This window comes from Zavarzinella sp. (assembly GCA_041399155.1).
GTDB lineage: Bacteria > Planctomycetota > Planctomycetia > Gemmatales > Gemmataceae > JAWKTI01.
Genome location: JAWKTI010000004.1, coordinates 576,012 through 592,110 on the forward strand (window position 1 = coordinate 576,012; position 16,099 = coordinate 592,110).

Genomic DNA, 16,099 nt, shown 5'->3' on the forward strand with positions numbered 1-16,099 from the left:
GCGTTACGGCTCCTTGGGCAATTCGGGTAAATCTGACGATTTGGGTGGTTCAGGTGTGGGCGTTGTTGTTTTTTCAGTCGGGGCTCGGCGTGGTTGTGGCATTTCTTTTGCCTGATTGCGTAATTCTTCTGCTTCCGCCTTCAATTCATCCACAGTGGGGTTCACATTCGGTGGTAAATCGAAGTTCAACTGGCGAATATCGGTAATCTGCCACGGCCAGAGTACTTCGCTGATAAAGTCAATCGGTGGGCGTTGATACCAGGGTGTATCGATCGGAACCACCGTGGTGCGAGTTTCATAGCCACCTTTCAGCAGTTCAATATGATAGTCGCCATAATGTTGGAATGGGATATCGATTGGCGTGGGACCGTGCAGCTTCCCATTGATCCGCACCTGAGCACCAGGTGGATTTGATTCGATTCGGAAGCGACGTTCGACGCACCCTGAACTGAGGCAAACGATCAATAAGAGATTGCCCAGTAAGAACTTACGCATTTTGCATCCCCCACGCACCGTGGGAATACCGCAAAGTGGCATTTATCGCAAGCGGAAGTTGTCAGGTGCCCAAAGAGGATAAATGAAAATTTGCTCACTTTTAATGAGAATCCTGCCAGCAATGGGTCGGTCCACGTTGCCAAACATCAGACAGCACTGCGGAAATGACGACCTCACACAACCACATCGCTGCTAACCCACTTCTTGGCGTGATAGCCGTTTCAGCAGTATGAAAAAACTGCGTGCCTCCGGAAACTACCTGACAATACCAGCATCCGCCACGATATGGGCCATCCAGGTACTCTGCATGACACATGATTCCCGCAACTGTTTTCCCATGGTTGGTGTCAAATGAATCGTAAAATTGAAAAACTGGTATCACTTCATTGCGATGGCCAGGACACCCTGCGAATTTACCAATCTGGGCAAGTCGGTCGATTGTTGCTGCGAGCCATTCAGCTTCGTGTACTGTTGAAAATCGCACTGCAACCCATGTTGAATCAAATACGATTTCAGACTCTACTGTTACCCGAAATTGCAATCGAGTCGTACGCCCCTTTGGGCGTGAAACTTGCCGAATATCAAATGGCACCGCTTATCCTCTGATCAATCTGCGATTCCTCACCATGTAACCGATATGCGCTCGCTGCTATAAAATTTATGCTCACGCGTCAAAATTCCAGAGAAGTAGATCACCTTGTGGCAACGTCCAAGCCACGTCAGATAATCTCTGAACGAGAAAAGGAGTTGGTAATTAAGTAGAAAGTTCGGATTTTCCGCGTTATTGTTTCTCCGCACGGAAATCGCCCACAGAGTTATTTCAGTGGGATCAGCTGGGTGCTGGAAAATGTTTTTGCAAGTCGCAGCAGGCGGGCGTTCAGAATATCCGAAACGTAGATATAGTTGTCGTCCGCAGCCACGCTGTTTGGCCAGGCCATCGGCACATCTTTCGTGGGTACCAGATCGCCCGGTAAACCAGCTAGAGAATCACGATTTCCCCATGTCCCGAAAGACAAAATCCTGTTCCCCTCGTTATCAATGATTCCCACCTGGGGCAGCAGGCCGTTGGGATAGTAAATCCGGCCAAAATCATCGACCGTAAAGCGAGGATAATGCATCAGCGGACCATATTGAATATCGTACACGGTTGATGCTTTTGCAGGCACCGTGGGAAACAGATTGCCGGAAGCCATGCTGCCAGTGGCTGAAAATTTGTGGATTCGGCCAATTTTCGCCTGATAATCCTTGTCTTTCTCAAACCCAGGCAGGACATTGGTTGGCTTAATATCAACAATGCCCACATACAGATTGCCCTGGCGGTCGAAAGCGATACCACCCGTATTCGGCCTTTGCCCACCAATGCCGGTAAATGGCTGGGCAGGCCAGGGTGTCTTTGCACCATGGGCGCGAAAATAGGTAATTGGGCCCTGATAGTTATCCCATCTGCCACCTGTGCCATCAACAACCACCCCCAGTGTGGCCAGTCCCGCAGGGCAGGCAGCCATCCCACGTTCCCACAATCCGGTGAAGACCCACGCACAGGTTACCGGTGGGATGATATTATTGGACCCTTCAATAGGTGCGGGTGTCAGATATTCACCATCCAGGTTCCAGCGATGTACCGGATCGCGGTAGTGATTGCGACTGTAAAGATGCCGACTGCGTGTATCAATGGCAATGGTTGATGCATTCAGGCGGGTTTTTGCATCCAGCATGCAGGGTTCAAACAGTGGTTTTTTCCAATCTCTCATGCGGGAAAGAAATCCCTGCGAATCGGCAATGTAGAGGTCGCCCGTTTTCGGATCGAGTGTCATGTGCTGCAGATCCAACGCCCGCTGAGGGCCCGCTTCGTAGAAGTTTTTGACCAGTTCCAATTTCTCGCCGCGATCGCGGTAGATGCGAACGGGCAGTTGGGTATAGCCAACCCACACCAGCGTTTCGCCTTTGTCTTCCACGACGGTTAGCAGGGAAGATTCCTGTCGTTTGCCAATACCATTTCGTAACAGCACATGCACGGTGGCGGGGGCTTTTTTGGTCCAGTCCGTAAATTTCAGCAGTTCCAGTTTGCCATTCCCACTGTAATTGCCAAACCGCGTGGTAACATACACCGCCTTCGATGTGGGGCTGACGGCAATCGCATCGGGATTTTCAACAGGCAATTCACTGATGACCTTGCCTTTTGGATCGAGCACCAGCACCCGCTTGTTCATCCGGTCGCAAACAAATACCCGCCCATCGCGATCAACCGCCACACCCTGAAATGCGGAATAGGGGCAGGCGGCAGAATGGCCAATTGCGGTGCGGTTTTTCCGCTCGTCATCGCCAAGTGAATAATAGATGCGTGTTTGCCTGGTTGCCAGATCCACCTGCCAGACCTGTCCTTCGCGCCAGAAGCCATCCTGCAGCGTGCTCATGCCGCTGATATAGAGGTGCTTTCCATCCGGCGAGAGTGCGGTAAAAAATGATCGGATCAGCCCTTTTTCCGGCAGTGGCTCCCCACCCAGTGCCGGCTGTGGGTTCCATTGAGGCAATTTGCCATCGGTGCCAAAGTACATCATTCGATTCCCACCTAATGGCAGGCTAACGAGGCACAGTTTGTCCGGTTCTGGCGTGGGTACCAGTCTCCCACTCCAGATATTGCCTTTGGTGCCTGTCATCAGTGTCCATTCGGAAGTGTGGCCACCCCAACTGTAATTTGCCTGTAACGTCCAGGTGCCGTCAGACCGCTTGTTAATGCCCCACCCCTCGACGCTGGTAGCCTGATGATCGGCAGGTGGTGGGAAAACCGTGCGGACAAAGTTGCCCCGTGCATCATACCGACGCAGAGCGGGCAGGCCGTAGGGAGTGATGTTTCCAAACAGATAAACGCTGCCATCGGCTTTGGCATCCAGCCCTGTCAGGCGAAATTGTGCGTGATCACCCTGCCCGCTATCTTCTGTCCACCAGGCGTAAGGGTCTCCACCAGCAGCCGCATCTACTTTCACGCCCATGCCGGTGCGGATGCGGACTTGAAACGGCCCACCTTTGGCAGGCAGGCCATCATCATTAAGTCCATTCCAGACAATGGTTTGCGTCAAACCTCGCTTTAGTGGAGCTGGCGGTGGTGCTTTGCTACCAACAGCACCCGCAGCCAGATGCCGCACCACCTGACCGTGGGAGTTAACAATCGCTATTTCCAGATCCGTTTCTTCGGCCAGCGTCAATTGAATTGTCGTGCTGCCCGCTTTCTGAGAGACCACAGGTTTCTCAGTGAATAATTCTGCTGCTGCTGCCAATGGTGCTGAAAGCAAAAAGTTGCCTGAAATGACCATTGCGATGGCACTACAAAAGATCGGAATGATACCCAGAGATCTGAGAGACGTTTGTGATTGATGATCGGCTGATAGAATCTGATGTTGCATATCTGGAACCTGCAGTCGTTGCAGCACCAGCATAAATCGATGCGAAGTGGTTTGCAGCAAAAATCGAGCAGATTCTCATGAAAATTTTCTCATGACACCCATACCCTCACTTCGGCCCATGGCATCGTTCCTCTGTCGAAGCAATGCACAGTGTGCTTGTTCAGTAATATGCTGTAGACAAATATTCACTCATGAGTTTTTATCGTTTTATCTATGAACTCAGTCAAATCATTGAGTGGAATAAGCCCCTTTATTCTTGCAACTACGTTTCCATCACAAATGATCAAGCTGTAAGGCAATGCATTTACATTATATTTCTCAGATAACTTCATGTTATCGTCTACATCAAGGTATGTGAACGAGTATTTTGGATACGTTTTTCGCAATTGTTCTAATTGCGCAGGCACATTTCGGCAAACTGCGCACCATTTTGCACCAAACGTTAAAAATTCGACTTTTTTCTGTGGTTTTATAGCTCTACTACTGCTTCTGCCGTTACTTATTTCATTATTACTGTTGTTAGTTGTAGAAATAGAAGAAGTATCTGAATTATCAGTTGATATATCAGAGCAACTCACAGCAATTAAACATAGCCCAATGAGTGGCATATGCAAAACAAGCCGCTTTCTAATCAGAAAAGAATGAAGTTGCATGATTCGAGACCAGTTAAGGATTTCACAAGTTAATCTCTTGATGGCAATATGGCATTGCTTGACTTCGACTAACAAGGTTGTGTGATGTTCTAGTGAAGTTATATACTATTAGGAAAACAGCTTGATTACCAGAATATTTTTCCTTTTTGATATCCTCGATATACTGCATTCCCCTACTTCTTCAGGATCTCTTCCAGCTCATACTCCGCACGTTCGCTGCCCAGGAAGGCGTCGGAATTGCGAAAATCGGCGACGGTGGGTAACCCGATTTCTTCATACGGATCCAAATTCATGAAGAATTGCTCATTAAAGAACGCCATTCGCACATCGCTGATGCGTTTCAGGCTGGAGTTGGGACGTTTTTGAAAGCGAAATTCCACCACATTGAAGAATACGATCTTCAACCGATACCGCTTGGTGCGATTTTTGTTCAGTAAACTGATCACCAAAGTAGCATTTAGCTGGCTTTTGCTGCGGTGCTGCACCCGGAACGACCGCAACGTCGCCCCAGAAAATGAATATTTATTCATTAATTCATAGATGCGGGTGCGATCGATCGGTTCCATAGCTGATTTGTCCACAACATTGACGATCCGGAGAGATGGAATCGTCGGTTAACTCTTTCCAGGTTCGGTGACTTGATTATAGAACACCCGCTCAATGAACGTGGTATCCACTTGCCCGTCGATAAAGGCCGATGTCTGAAAAATCTTCTGGTGAATCGGGATGGTGGTTTTGATCCCTTCCACAATAAACTCGGCCAACGCACGTCGCATGACGGCAAATGCTTCTGCCCGCGTGGGTTGGTGCACCAGTAATTTGGCTACCAGCGAATCGTAGTTGGGTGGCACGCGATAACCCGTACAGGCATGGGTATCGAGGCGAATTCCAGGCCCACCTGGGGCAAACCAGTGGGTAATCAAACCCGGAGAAGGCTGAAAGTTATTATTGGGGTCTTCGGCATTGATGCGGCATTCAATGGCACTGCCACGCTGAACAATTTCGGACTGTTTGAAACGCAGTTTTTCGCCCGCAGCAATTCGAATCTGTTCCCGCACCAGGTCGATGCCAGTCACCAGTTCAGTAACGGGGTGTTCTACCTGAATCCGCGAGTTCACTTCGATGAAGTAAAAGTTATTGTTTTTATCGAGCAGAAACTCGCAAGTGCCTGCAGAGTAATAACCTGCAGCTTTTGCCAGACGCACCGCTGCATCGCAGATTTTGTCCCGCACCTTCGTGGGCAGGTTAGGTGCGGGCGATTCTTCGACCAGTTTCTGGTGCCGACGCTGCAGCGAACAATCCCGCTCAAACAGGTGCACCACGTTGCCGTGCTTGTCACCTAGTAGCTGCACTTCAATGTGGCGGGGCTGTTCCAGATATTTTTCAATGAACACGGAACCGTCTTTGAAGGCCGATTCCGCTTCCTGACGTGCCGATTGCAAACCTGCAAACAGGCTGCCATCGTTGCGGGCAACCCGCATGCCACGGCCACCCCCACCTGCGGCAGCTTTAATGAGTACGGGGTAGCCGATTGTTTTTGCCACATCCAGTGCGACGTTTTCTTCGGTAATCAGCCCATCGGAACCAGGCACCAGTGGGACTTTTGCTTCGCGGGCAATCGCTTTCGCAGCGTTTTTGTTACCCAGGCGGCTCATCGCATCGGCGGGTGGGCCGATAAATTCAATGTTGCAATCGCGACAGATCTGGGCAAACTCGGCATTTTCCGACAGAAAACCATACCCAGGGTGGATCGCATCGACGTTGGTTTTTTCAGCGGCGGCAATAATCCGGTTAATTTTCAGATAACTGTCTGAGGCGGGGCCAGAACCAATGCAAACTGCTTCATCTGCCTGCTTCAGCCAGGTGCCATCCCGATCTGCGGTCGAATACACAGCGACGGTGCTGATGCCCATATCACGACAGGCACGGATCACCCGCAGGGCAATTTCACCACGATTAGCAACTAAGATGCGTTGAAACATAAGTGTTTTGATCTATTTTGGGATGCTTTTGTTGATTTAGTCTGGTTCCACACGGAACAGAACCTGGTCAAACTCAACAAATTCCGCATTTTGCACGCACACTTCCACAATGGTGCCGGAACATTTCGCGGTGATCTGGTTAAAAATCTTCATGGCCTCCACCTGGCAGACCACGGTATCGGGAGAAACACGAGAGCCCACCTTCACGTAATCGTCCTTGTCCGGTGCGGGCTTGGCATAAAACGTGCCGATCAGTTCGCTCTTGATTTCGATCAGCTTCCGCCCAGCTGGTGTCGTTGGTGCTGCTGCAGGCACTGCCGTTGCTGTGGGCACAACGGGTGCAGGTGCCGTGGCTACTGGTGCGGCTGCAACAGGTGCTGCCACCAGTCGTGCCCCACGTCGCAGACGGATACGTTGTTCGCCATCGTTTAAATCGATCTCATTCAGATCGAATTCTTTCATTAACTCGACCAGCGACTGGATCCGTGCCACATGAAAGGGACTTTGTTCCGCTGGTTGCTCATTCGCCATAACTCGCCTCTAATTGCGATTTTACCACAAATCAGACCACGATTTTGTCAGTTTTGTCAATACTTGTGGACCGTCTTCGGTGATCAAGACATCGTCTTCAATTCGCACACCACCGAAACCTTCAAGATAGATACCCGGTTCAATGGTGACCACCATTCCCGCCTGTAAAATATCTTCGGAATTGTATCGAATGGACGGTGCTTCGTGAATTTCCAGCCCGATTCCGTGGCCTAAACCGTGATTAAATTGCTCGCCGAAGCCTTGCTCCGTGATCCAGCCACGTGCCGCCTGATCCACTTCCCGCACATGGGTGCCGGGGTATAATTTGTTAATTGCGCGTTGCTGGGCTTCGTGCACCACATTGTAAATCTGTTCGATCCGTGCCAGATCGGTGGGGCTGATTTCCCCACCGGTGCGTCGGAAAACACGGGTAATATCGCTGTGATAACCGTGGTACTTCGCACCCCAGTCGGTCAATAAAAAGCCGGAACTGCTGGCCACTTTGCTGCTCGGCGGACAGTGGGGCAACGCCGAACGTTCACCAATCCCCACAATAATGGGAAATGCGGGACCATCTGCCCCGACGCGTTTCATCAGCATTTCCAGCAGGTTCACCAGATCTTTTTCGGTATCCCGATTCTGAATCATCGGTCGATACGCCTGAAAACCTGCCTCCGCAATTTGAATAGCGGTCTGGATCAGTTCGATTTCCGCAGAATCTTTGATCGCCCGCAACTGTTCGATCGCCCCACTGCACAGGTGAAGCTGCAACGCAGGGACCAGGCTTTTCAGCAGCTCACAACTGGCAAATGTGATGCTGCTTTCCACACCTAAGTTCTGAATCTGTAAGAGTTTCAGGAGATCGGCCGTTTCCTGATAAGTATTTCGCTGTGGCCCACGGATTTTGGCTTCGAGGTCGGGGCATTCTTCGGCAATCTGCACGGTAAAGCGCTGATCACTAATGAGAATTGGCCGATGATCGGTGTGCACCAGGAGGAAACTGGAGTCGCCGGTAAAGCCGGTAAGATAGGTAATATTGGGTGTGTGCGTCACCAGCAGGCACTTGGTCTGACGCTCTTTTAATAATTGGATCAACTGATCCTGCCGCCGCACATATCGGTCCGAACCCATCATACGCACCTGAAACGAGTATCGGTTAGCTTACAATTTCCCCGACCGTTGAACAATGAGGGAGTAGAAATGAGAAAATGAAAAATGAGGATTAATTCATTTTCTGGATGTGCCCCATGGTGGAGTGCAACAGTTGAATTTCCAGAAAACTGCTTGTAACAGGGGTTGATTCCCGCCATAATGGGGAAATTCAAACATCGCACACAACCTTAAGGACAGCCGATGAAGCGCTCCTCCTGGCCCACTACAGTGGCCCTGTTAATCATTTTCAGCCTGATCGGTGGCTGTAAAAAACAGGCAAAAGAAGATTACAAGTATGTCAGCCCCGCCCCATCGGTAGTTTCTTCTGGCCCCCCACCTACGGATGAGGAATACCTTGATTTTGGCAGAAAACTCGAAGAAGCTATACGCAATGCAGATCAAAAAGCTGCTGAAGATCTATTACGCTTTAATAGTTTGTGTGAGCGATGCATTAGTGATTTGGGGATTTCACAACAGATTCAACAGGAAATCAAGGCAGGATTTGTTAAGGGAAGTGGAGTATTGGTAAAACAGTTGATTACACAAGTACAGAATGGAGAAATACTTACATCTCTTGGACTTCGAACGATTGCAGGTCAGCAACAACTTTTGATTAGAATTTCTGGCGATGAAGGATTGGCATATTGGCGATTTACACTTGCACGCTATCCAGATGGCACCGTTGCTGCAGAAGATATTTATCTTGTCCATGCAGGGGAAAGCATTAGCCAGGTGCTCAGAAGATTATTTATTCAGATCTTGGCTGGATCGAGAAGAGATCTCTTTGCAAAAATAAACAAGGCAGACCAGGAATTAGTCAACAGCCTACCAAAAATTAAAACAATGGTATCGGACATTGATAACAATCGCCATCAAGAAGCTTACGCAACTTATCAACAATTATCTCCTTCAGTAAAGCAGAACAAACTTGTATTGTTCCATGCATTGCGGGCAGGTGCACAATTAGAAGACGAAGTATATCTTCAACTGCTTGAAACATACCGCAAAAAATATGCCGATGATCCATCACTCGACATCATTCTGATCGATTACTATATTCTGAAGAAAAATCAAGAAGGCCTTTTTCAGTGTATTGATCGGCTTGAAAAATCGATTGGTGGCGACCCGTTTTTGTATACACTAAGAGGTAACGCATTTCTAGAGAACAAGCAGTTAAAAGAGGCCAAGGCTGCATATGAAAAAGCGATAGAATTGGAGCCAACTCTCGAAGATGCATATTGGCAGAGGATTCAGGTGGCCTTAGAGGAAGGCAATCATGAAGACACTCTGAATTTTCTTCAAATAATCATTCTTGAACTTGACATTGAAATAACTGAAGCATCGCTTCGTGACGAAGAAACCTATGCCAAGTTCGTCAAGTCACCACAATTTGCCGAGTTTGTCAAATGGCTAAAAGAGCGGGATGCCAAGAAATAACGGATGCTCAAGTAATGGCAACAATGAAATAGACAGTAACAATTGTTTTTGCTTCATGAAGTTGTTTTGTTCTTAGCTACACCGTGGTGGCTAGATCGATGCGAGGAGTAGTAGCACTTGAAATCCTTCAAGGCTGTTGTTCAGTCGACGATGTCACTTTCTGCAGCAGAGTCTTTTTGCAACCGGGTGGGGTTGTTGAAATCCACATAGAGCCGAGCTGTTGCATTTTGCGCCAGTTCCCGAAAAGTTTTCAGTTCTTCCAGTCGCAGTAATTCCGGATCTTCGGCCCTGAAGGGGCCGTTCAAATTCGAAGTGATGAACCTAACAGATTTAATCAGAACACAGACCCATTTTGAACGGCCCCTTCAGGGCTGCGGGTATGGTAAATTCTTTTCCCAGGGCTCGCTTCGCTCACCCTGGGCTGACAGAATGGCCCCTTCAGGGCCAACAGACAATAAGCCTTAAACAGCCATGATCACAGTTACTCGAAACCCGCTCTAACTACCGTGCAGTCTACTGCGGTGGGTTGCCGCGGAACCAGAACCACAAGCGTGGCAGAATGCCTCCCGCACTGGATGCCAGATTTTTTGCCCAGCGTTTGTACGATCGCACCATATCCGGACGTGGCACTTCGCCAGCCAGTTCCAGATATTTCTGACGACCGTCCGCTTTGGCAACGCCAAACGCCCCACCACCCTGTTGTTTTACCTGCAGCAGTCCCAGTGCCATCTGATAGAGGATTTTGCCAGCAGAATCCAGGTAATCCTCGTCTTCTTCCAGATTTTCCTGAATCGCCTCGCGTAATTGTGTTGCCAGTTCCACATTACCGCTGTTCGCAGCTTCGAACAACAACCACACCTGAAAATCGCACGTGGTATAGCCATCTTCCTCCAGTTCGTTCAGTGCGAAATGGCAGACTGCAACCAGTTCTTCCGTTTCATCCAGTACACGCAATGCGGTGGCATAGGCATGTAGTTGCCACTGTTCGTCGAGATCACGTTCCCGCCAATCAGCACCCCACGTGCGGATCATGGCGAAATCCTGAAACCGGAGCAAACTGGCAGAGACTTTCGCCCAGATGGTATTACTGGAGCGGACTCGGCTGCCCGCCTTTTCCAGAAACTCGTACAACTTATCCCGCATGTGGGGTGGGCGACAGTTATCCAGAAAGGTCGCCACCGCCTCCAGGCTGGCTTTGGTATCGGTCTCAAATGTTAATAATTTCTCACAAAACGCCCAGTCGTCCAGTTTCATCGATTCTTCCACCCACAGTCGGCCGGTGGCGGGGTGGATATCGTTGTCTTCCATTGCTTCCGCCAGCAACGCCAGGGTGCTGCGATGGTAACCTGCTGTCCGTAGAGCATCCAGCGATCTGGTCAGCATAAAGTTTGGTGCGTCTTCCATCAGCAACAGCGAATAGAGGGCATCCATCGCCTCATCTTCATTTTTCTGGCGTGCCAACAACTGAATCTGCCGCAACTGTACCTGTGGCCCACCGACATGCTCCTGAAGTTTCGTTAATGTCAGGCTGGCCGCATCAAACTCTTCATCATCCAGTTGGAAATCAAACAGGTTCAACCCAGGAAAGGCGTAGGCGGGGTTAGTTTCATAGGCTTTCCGGAAATTGGCTTTCGCCCGCCGTCGATCACCTGTTTGCTGCAGGGCATCGGCCAGATACGATGTAGCCACCGGATCATTCGGGCGTAACTGCGACCAATGCTCCGCCGCTTCCAGGTATTCCTGTGGCTGCTGATTTTCGTCGTACCAGATAGCAAGTTGCTTCCAGCCCCAGTCGTAATCCGGTTCCGTTTCGACAATCAAGCGCATTTTCTTAATTGCTTCGGTGCGATTCCCCCGTTGGGCATAAATCCATGCTTCCCGCCCAAGCAGCATCATCGGTAGTTGGTCTTCTAAGGCTTCCGGCTTGCAGGCCGCCAGCGCTTCATCAAATCGTTCCAACTGACAAAGCAATTCTGCCTTCAGGTCATGTGCTGTGACATAGGTGGGGTGAATTTTGATGACACGTCGCACTACTTCCAGACGTTCTTCCATGGTGGCTGCAGTGCCCATCGGGCTATCGAGCCAGGCCAGCAGACAGGGGGTCTGGAAATTATCTGTAGTGAGTATTTTGTGCTTCAACAGGCCATCCACATGCTCCTGCCAGCCAGCTTTCCGCAATTCTGCTGCCGAAGAGCTGATCGGCCACGAAGATTCGCATGGCAGCGTAATTACCTCTTCAAATTCATCAAAAGCATCATCCTTTTCGCCCGACCGTGCATAAAGCTGGACGTAACGGGCCACCACGTATGGTCGCCCACTGCTCCCTGCATTTTCATCCAGAATCGCCAGCGTTCCACGCGCAGCACCATAATCCTTATCTTCCATTAAAGCATCGAACAGCAACATCCCGGGATAGGTATAATTCGGGTCCAGATGCATCGAAGCACGAAAATCCTCTTTGGCACCCTCCAGGTCTTCGTTCTGCATGCGGGCTTCCCCACGTGCAGTCAGTGCGAACGGATTGTCTGGCCGTAAAGAAACCATTTTGTTGGCCGCTTCCAGAAAATCCTCCGATCGGCCTAACAGATTGTACCACTCCGCAAGTTGCTGCCAGCCCCAGTAATAGGTGGGCTCCAGTGCAACCAGTGCCTGCATTTCGCGACAGGCCGTAATCAGATCCCCCCGCTTCGCTTCTACCCAGGCTGCACGCCCCTGCAGGAGAATCGGGATGTCGTTGTCGTACACATCCGGCAGGGCGGCAGCTTTGGCTTCATCAAACCGCCCTAATTCTGCCAGCCGTTCCGCTTTCAGGTCGTGGCCATCCGTTCCACGTGGGTTGAGAGTGATGCACCGATCCAGTGCGTGCAGCAGTTCTTCGTGCTGGTCGGAATTGTAAAGCCAGCGTGCCAGTGCCAGCCAGCCACGTGGGTCGCCGGGTTTCGCTTTGGTGACCCGACGGGCAATTTCCACCACATCGTTCGAACGGCCCACCTCGTCGCACCACTCGCCAAGGGTACGCCAGGCCCAATCGTAACCAGGATCAAGCGTTACAGAGATTTCCTGGCGTCGTAATGCCTCTTCCGGTTCATCAATTTTCCAGAGGTGGTCTGCCAGATAACCGTGGTTTCCAGGATCAATCGGGTTGCGGGCAACCGCCTGTTCCAGAATGGCCCGTGCTTCTTCTTTATCACCATGGACTTCCAGCAGATCAGCCAGTTCCCGAGCCACATAACTCCAGCCAGGTGCGGTAATGACCGCCTGTCGCAGGGCGGCAATCTGGTCTTCAATTTTGCCCAGCCGTTTGCGAATATCTGCCAGCTCTTTCCAGAGACGTGGCAGTAATGGGAAGCGTTCTACCGCCTCCAGTGCCACCTGGTGGGCTTCTTCTATCCGTTCCGCATCCACCAGTTGCTGGCTCAACGCCGACCAGGTCTGCCACACTTCGGGGTATTCATCGTATGCCTGCTGCACAATTTTCAGCAGTTCATCCGGTTCAATCACATCCCCAGCCTGGGAGGCGGTATCCCGAAATGTGAGAATTCCTTCACCATATTTCTGCTGGAGTTGAAACTGGTCTGCTACAAATTCAATGGCATTTTTCTTCTCTTCATCACCTGGCGACAATGTCAGTAGTTCCGCGATAGCAATATCATTGTCCACCGACCGGCGAATAATTTCCTGATAGGCCTCCCTCGCTTCTTCAATCCGGTCTGCGCGGGTAAGGACATGTCCCAGCGTGTAAAAGTACGATGGGCTGTCTGGCTCCAGGCGTTTCGCCTCTTCCAGTGCGACCAGAGCATCTTCACGAAAGCCCGCATTTGCCAGATGCAGCGACAATTCGCGATGAATCCAGGCATCGGTGGGGCACTGCTCGATCATTTCCCGAATGACCGTCTCTGCTGGTGGACGCACCCCCTGGGCCACGGTTTCCCCACGCAGCCAGTCGATCAGCAATTGCCGTAATGGATAATGGTGGGGGAAGGTCTGGATGTAACTTTTCAGCCATTCGATCGCTTCATCACGACTTCGCAGATCGGCAATCAACCGTGCCACATTGCGGTGGGCTTCGTTCGAAAGTGGTTCTGCAGCAAGAATTTCGTTCCAGATCGCCTGACAACGACTGAAATGCAATCGGGTCATTTCAATGCGGGTTTCTACCTTGGCAATGGCCAGCCGATTGCTGAATTTTTTTGCCAGTTCCAGTAACTGCTCACCCGTTTCCGCATCGTTGTAATTGGTGTGCATTTCGGCAGCAAACAGAATCACATCACCCACTTCGCTGGCATTTGTGGCCATTGGAGGAGTGGCTTCCGTTTCCTGATTTGGCTCCCAAACTCGGCGCAGACAATCGAACGCCTCGTCCATCTCGCCTTCTTCACTGAGAGCATAAAAATAGACGCGGGCAGGTGCGGACCACCTACCCAGAGTGCGGTGGTAGCGGTGTTCCAGAAAGCGCAAGGCTTCTTTATTGTGACTGGTGGCTCGCGAGGCCCGATAGTACGATTCGCAGAATTGATCATCGCGGTCATCCAGTGCTGCCGAAAAGCGATAAACCTCCCGCGATAAATCGAATTCGCCACGTTCCCACAGCACATTGGCCAACAGATAATACCCACCTGGGTAGTAAGGACGTTTGCGGATCGTTCGACGCATCACCATTTCTGCATCGGGCAGTAATTCCGGATCGGCCAGGGCAATGTGCACGTACTGGTGGGAGAAACTGGGGTCTACTTTGGGCGATAACGCCAGTTTCTGGGCCAGTTGCAGGCGTTCGTCTTTGCGGCTCAGTTCCCGTAAGGTGTTCAACTTTACTGATAGGTATGCCGAATCGTTGGGTGCCAACGTCAGCAGTGCGTCGATCGCATCATCCATCAGCACCGGGTGGGCATCGTAACGAGCCAGTGCCAGTCGTGCCAATCGTGTCACGAGGTGGGTGGCAGATTCCGCACGCAATTCGTCGTAAATGCTTACTGCTTCAGCACGTCGGTGCTGATGGAGTGCAAGCTGCAACTGATGAAGTTTTTCTAATTCTTTGCCGTCTGGAAACTCGATCCCTTCCAGTTCCCCCACCTTTTCTGGTGGGACAAACAACAAACCACGTGGGCCGGTGCCCTGATAACGTTCGTTTAATAGTTTGAACGATGCTTCATTGTCGCGATTCTCATAAATATCACGGAACAGCAACGATTGCCGCACCATGTCGACCCCCACCACCAGGTGCGGGTGGCCGTAACCACCATCAAACAGTGTTAAGGTGAATGGCAGCCCACGTGAAAGTAAATCTTTGGCGATTTCGGGCGCAAATCGGAACTCGCGGCACACCAGGCCCTGTGCCTCAACCCATTCCCGTTCGCGCACATCGGGCAGGCCGTCGCTGGCAATTACTTCCTGTGGGCAATTGACCTGTTTATTCAGCCAATAGCGCACGCCCACATCCAGTGGGGAAGGGTACTGCATTTCGCCCAGCGTCAGGCACGGTATCCGCACGTGGTAGTGCTCTGGCTGGCTGACTAAAGGCAGTTGTTTTGCAAGATCATCGTAAAATTCATCTTTGGCATGTGGACACTGCTCCAGTGCGGTGGAAAAATCCCCACAATAGTAGGCGACATCGGCCAGACGTGCCGCAGTCCATTTTTTGGTTTCCCGATCCAGCAGTGGAGAAAACTGCACAAATTTTTCGTAGGTTGCCCGCGCATCGTGGAAATGTCGCAGTTCCATCTGCACCGCAGCCAGGTGGGCATAGAGGATGCTGCTTTCAATCGCCTGCGAAGCTTCCCTCAGCCGCTCTAAGGCCTCTTGTGTACGCCCTAACACCAAAAGAAGATGGCATTCGGACTGCACCCCAGGGCGGAAGTTCGGAACCAACTGAAGTGAATGACGGGCCACTTCCAGGGCTTCTTCATATTTTTCCTGAAACTCAAGCACGGCCGATTTTTCCACATCAAACCAGGCACGGTCCTGGCACAGCGTATCGGCTTTGTTCAGCCAGCGTTCTGCCTGTTCAAAATCCCGCAGCCGCCCACAAATATAGGCGTGCAGTGCGTACCAGTCCGCACGGATATCAGGTGGGGCAATCGACCAGTCGTCTTCGGTAAACGTTCGCATGAAATTCCAGCACGCAAACGGGCCGAACTGCTCCAGCCGATAGCGAGCATGGTAGTAGATTGCTTCCGGATACGTGGGGGTGTCTTTCCACGCCTGAAGGTGCATCTTTCGCCCCAGCCGATTGCCACCAAGTTGAATGGCAATCCGCCCACCCATCAGGCGTGCGGGGGTATTTTCCCACTGTTCCAGTGGGCCGAATTGTTTCGACAGCTCATATGCCTGCAGGTACATCCCCTGCGAATATTTTTCACGGATGGGCAATAAATCAGATGTGGTTACTTCCATGGTAACTCCTTGAATACTCGCAAGGGATCGTCTAACGGTGCGAATCGAATGAAGAACG

General features: G+C 50.9%; 11 protein-coding genes. 1 reads left to right on the top strand and 10 read right to left on the bottom strand.

Going from position 1 to position 16,099, the window contains the following annotated elements; genetic code table 11:
• Window positions 1-3: 3 nt before the first annotated feature.
• From R3B84_20115 to R3B84_20150, 8 genes are all read right to left on the bottom strand, one after another.
• Entirely contained in the window at window positions 4-495 is a 492-nt protein-coding gene (locus R3B84_20115) for a PEGA domain-containing protein (GenBank protein ID MEZ6142875.1), read from the bottom strand.
• A 100-nt stretch (window positions 496-595) separates the two neighbouring features.
• Window positions 596-979: a hypothetical protein gene (locus tag R3B84_20120; protein ID MEZ6142876.1), complete on the bottom strand. Its 384-nt coding sequence runs from the start codon at window positions 977-979 to the stop codon at window positions 596-598.
• Between the two features lie 331 nt (window positions 980-1,310).
• The gene (locus R3B84_20125) at window positions 1,311-3,923 is read right to left on the bottom strand and encodes an SMP-30/gluconolactonase/LRE family protein (GenBank protein MEZ6142877.1); all 2,613 of its coding nucleotides are present in this window, start codon (window positions 3,921-3,923) and stop codon (window positions 1,311-1,313) included.
• Window positions 3,924-4,081: 158 nt separating this feature from the next.
• Window positions 4,082-4,549 (bottom strand): thioredoxin family protein, encoded by a 468-nt coding sequence (locus tag R3B84_20130; protein MEZ6142878.1) that lies wholly within the window; start codon window positions 4,547-4,549, stop codon window positions 4,082-4,084.
• A 173-nt stretch (window positions 4,550-4,722) separates the two neighbouring features.
• Entirely contained in the window at window positions 4,723-5,115 is a 393-nt protein-coding gene (locus tag R3B84_20135; protein MEZ6142879.1) for a hypothetical protein, read from the bottom strand.
• A gap of 48 nt (window positions 5,116-5,163) precedes the next feature.
• Window positions 5,164-6,531 carry an acetyl-CoA carboxylase biotin carboxylase subunit gene (gene accC / locus R3B84_20140; protein ID MEZ6142880.1) on the bottom strand — a complete coding sequence of 456 codons (1,368 nt, stop codon included), beginning with the start codon at window positions 6,529-6,531 and terminating at the stop codon, window positions 5,164-5,166.
• Between the two features lie 36 nt (window positions 6,532-6,567).
• Window positions 6,568-7,062: an acetyl-CoA carboxylase biotin carboxyl carrier protein gene (gene accB, locus R3B84_20145; protein MEZ6142881.1), complete on the bottom strand. Its 495-nt coding sequence runs from the start codon at window positions 7,060-7,062 to the stop codon at window positions 6,568-6,570.
• A 21-nt stretch (window positions 7,063-7,083) separates the two neighbouring features.
• Entirely contained in the window at window positions 7,084-8,196 is a 1,113-nt protein-coding gene (locus tag R3B84_20150; GenBank protein ID MEZ6142882.1) for a Xaa-Pro peptidase family protein, read from the bottom strand.
• A gap of 219 nt (window positions 8,197-8,415) precedes the next feature.
• Here R3B84_20150 and R3B84_20155 point away from each other — a divergent pair, with 219 nt between their 5' ends.
• Window positions 8,416-9,651, top strand: coding sequence for a tetratricopeptide repeat protein (locus tag R3B84_20155; protein MEZ6142883.1), 1,236 nt, complete (start codon window positions 8,416-8,418; stop codon window positions 9,649-9,651).
• Between the two features lie 140 nt (window positions 9,652-9,791).
• Here the strand turns inward: R3B84_20155 and R3B84_20160 are convergent, their stop codons facing one another.
• Together R3B84_20160 and R3B84_20165 are read right to left on the bottom strand one after the other, a co-directional pair.
• Window positions 9,792-9,956, bottom strand: a complete 165-nt coding sequence (locus R3B84_20160; GenBank protein ID MEZ6142884.1) for a hypothetical protein — start codon at window positions 9,954-9,956, stop codon at window positions 9,792-9,794.
• A gap of 208 nt (window positions 9,957-10,164) precedes the next feature.
• Complete coding sequence (locus R3B84_20165; protein MEZ6142885.1) at window positions 10,165-16,041, bottom strand: tetratricopeptide repeat protein; 5,877 nt, start codon at window positions 16,039-16,041, stop codon at window positions 10,165-10,167.
• Window positions 16,042-16,099: the final 58 nt, after the last annotated feature.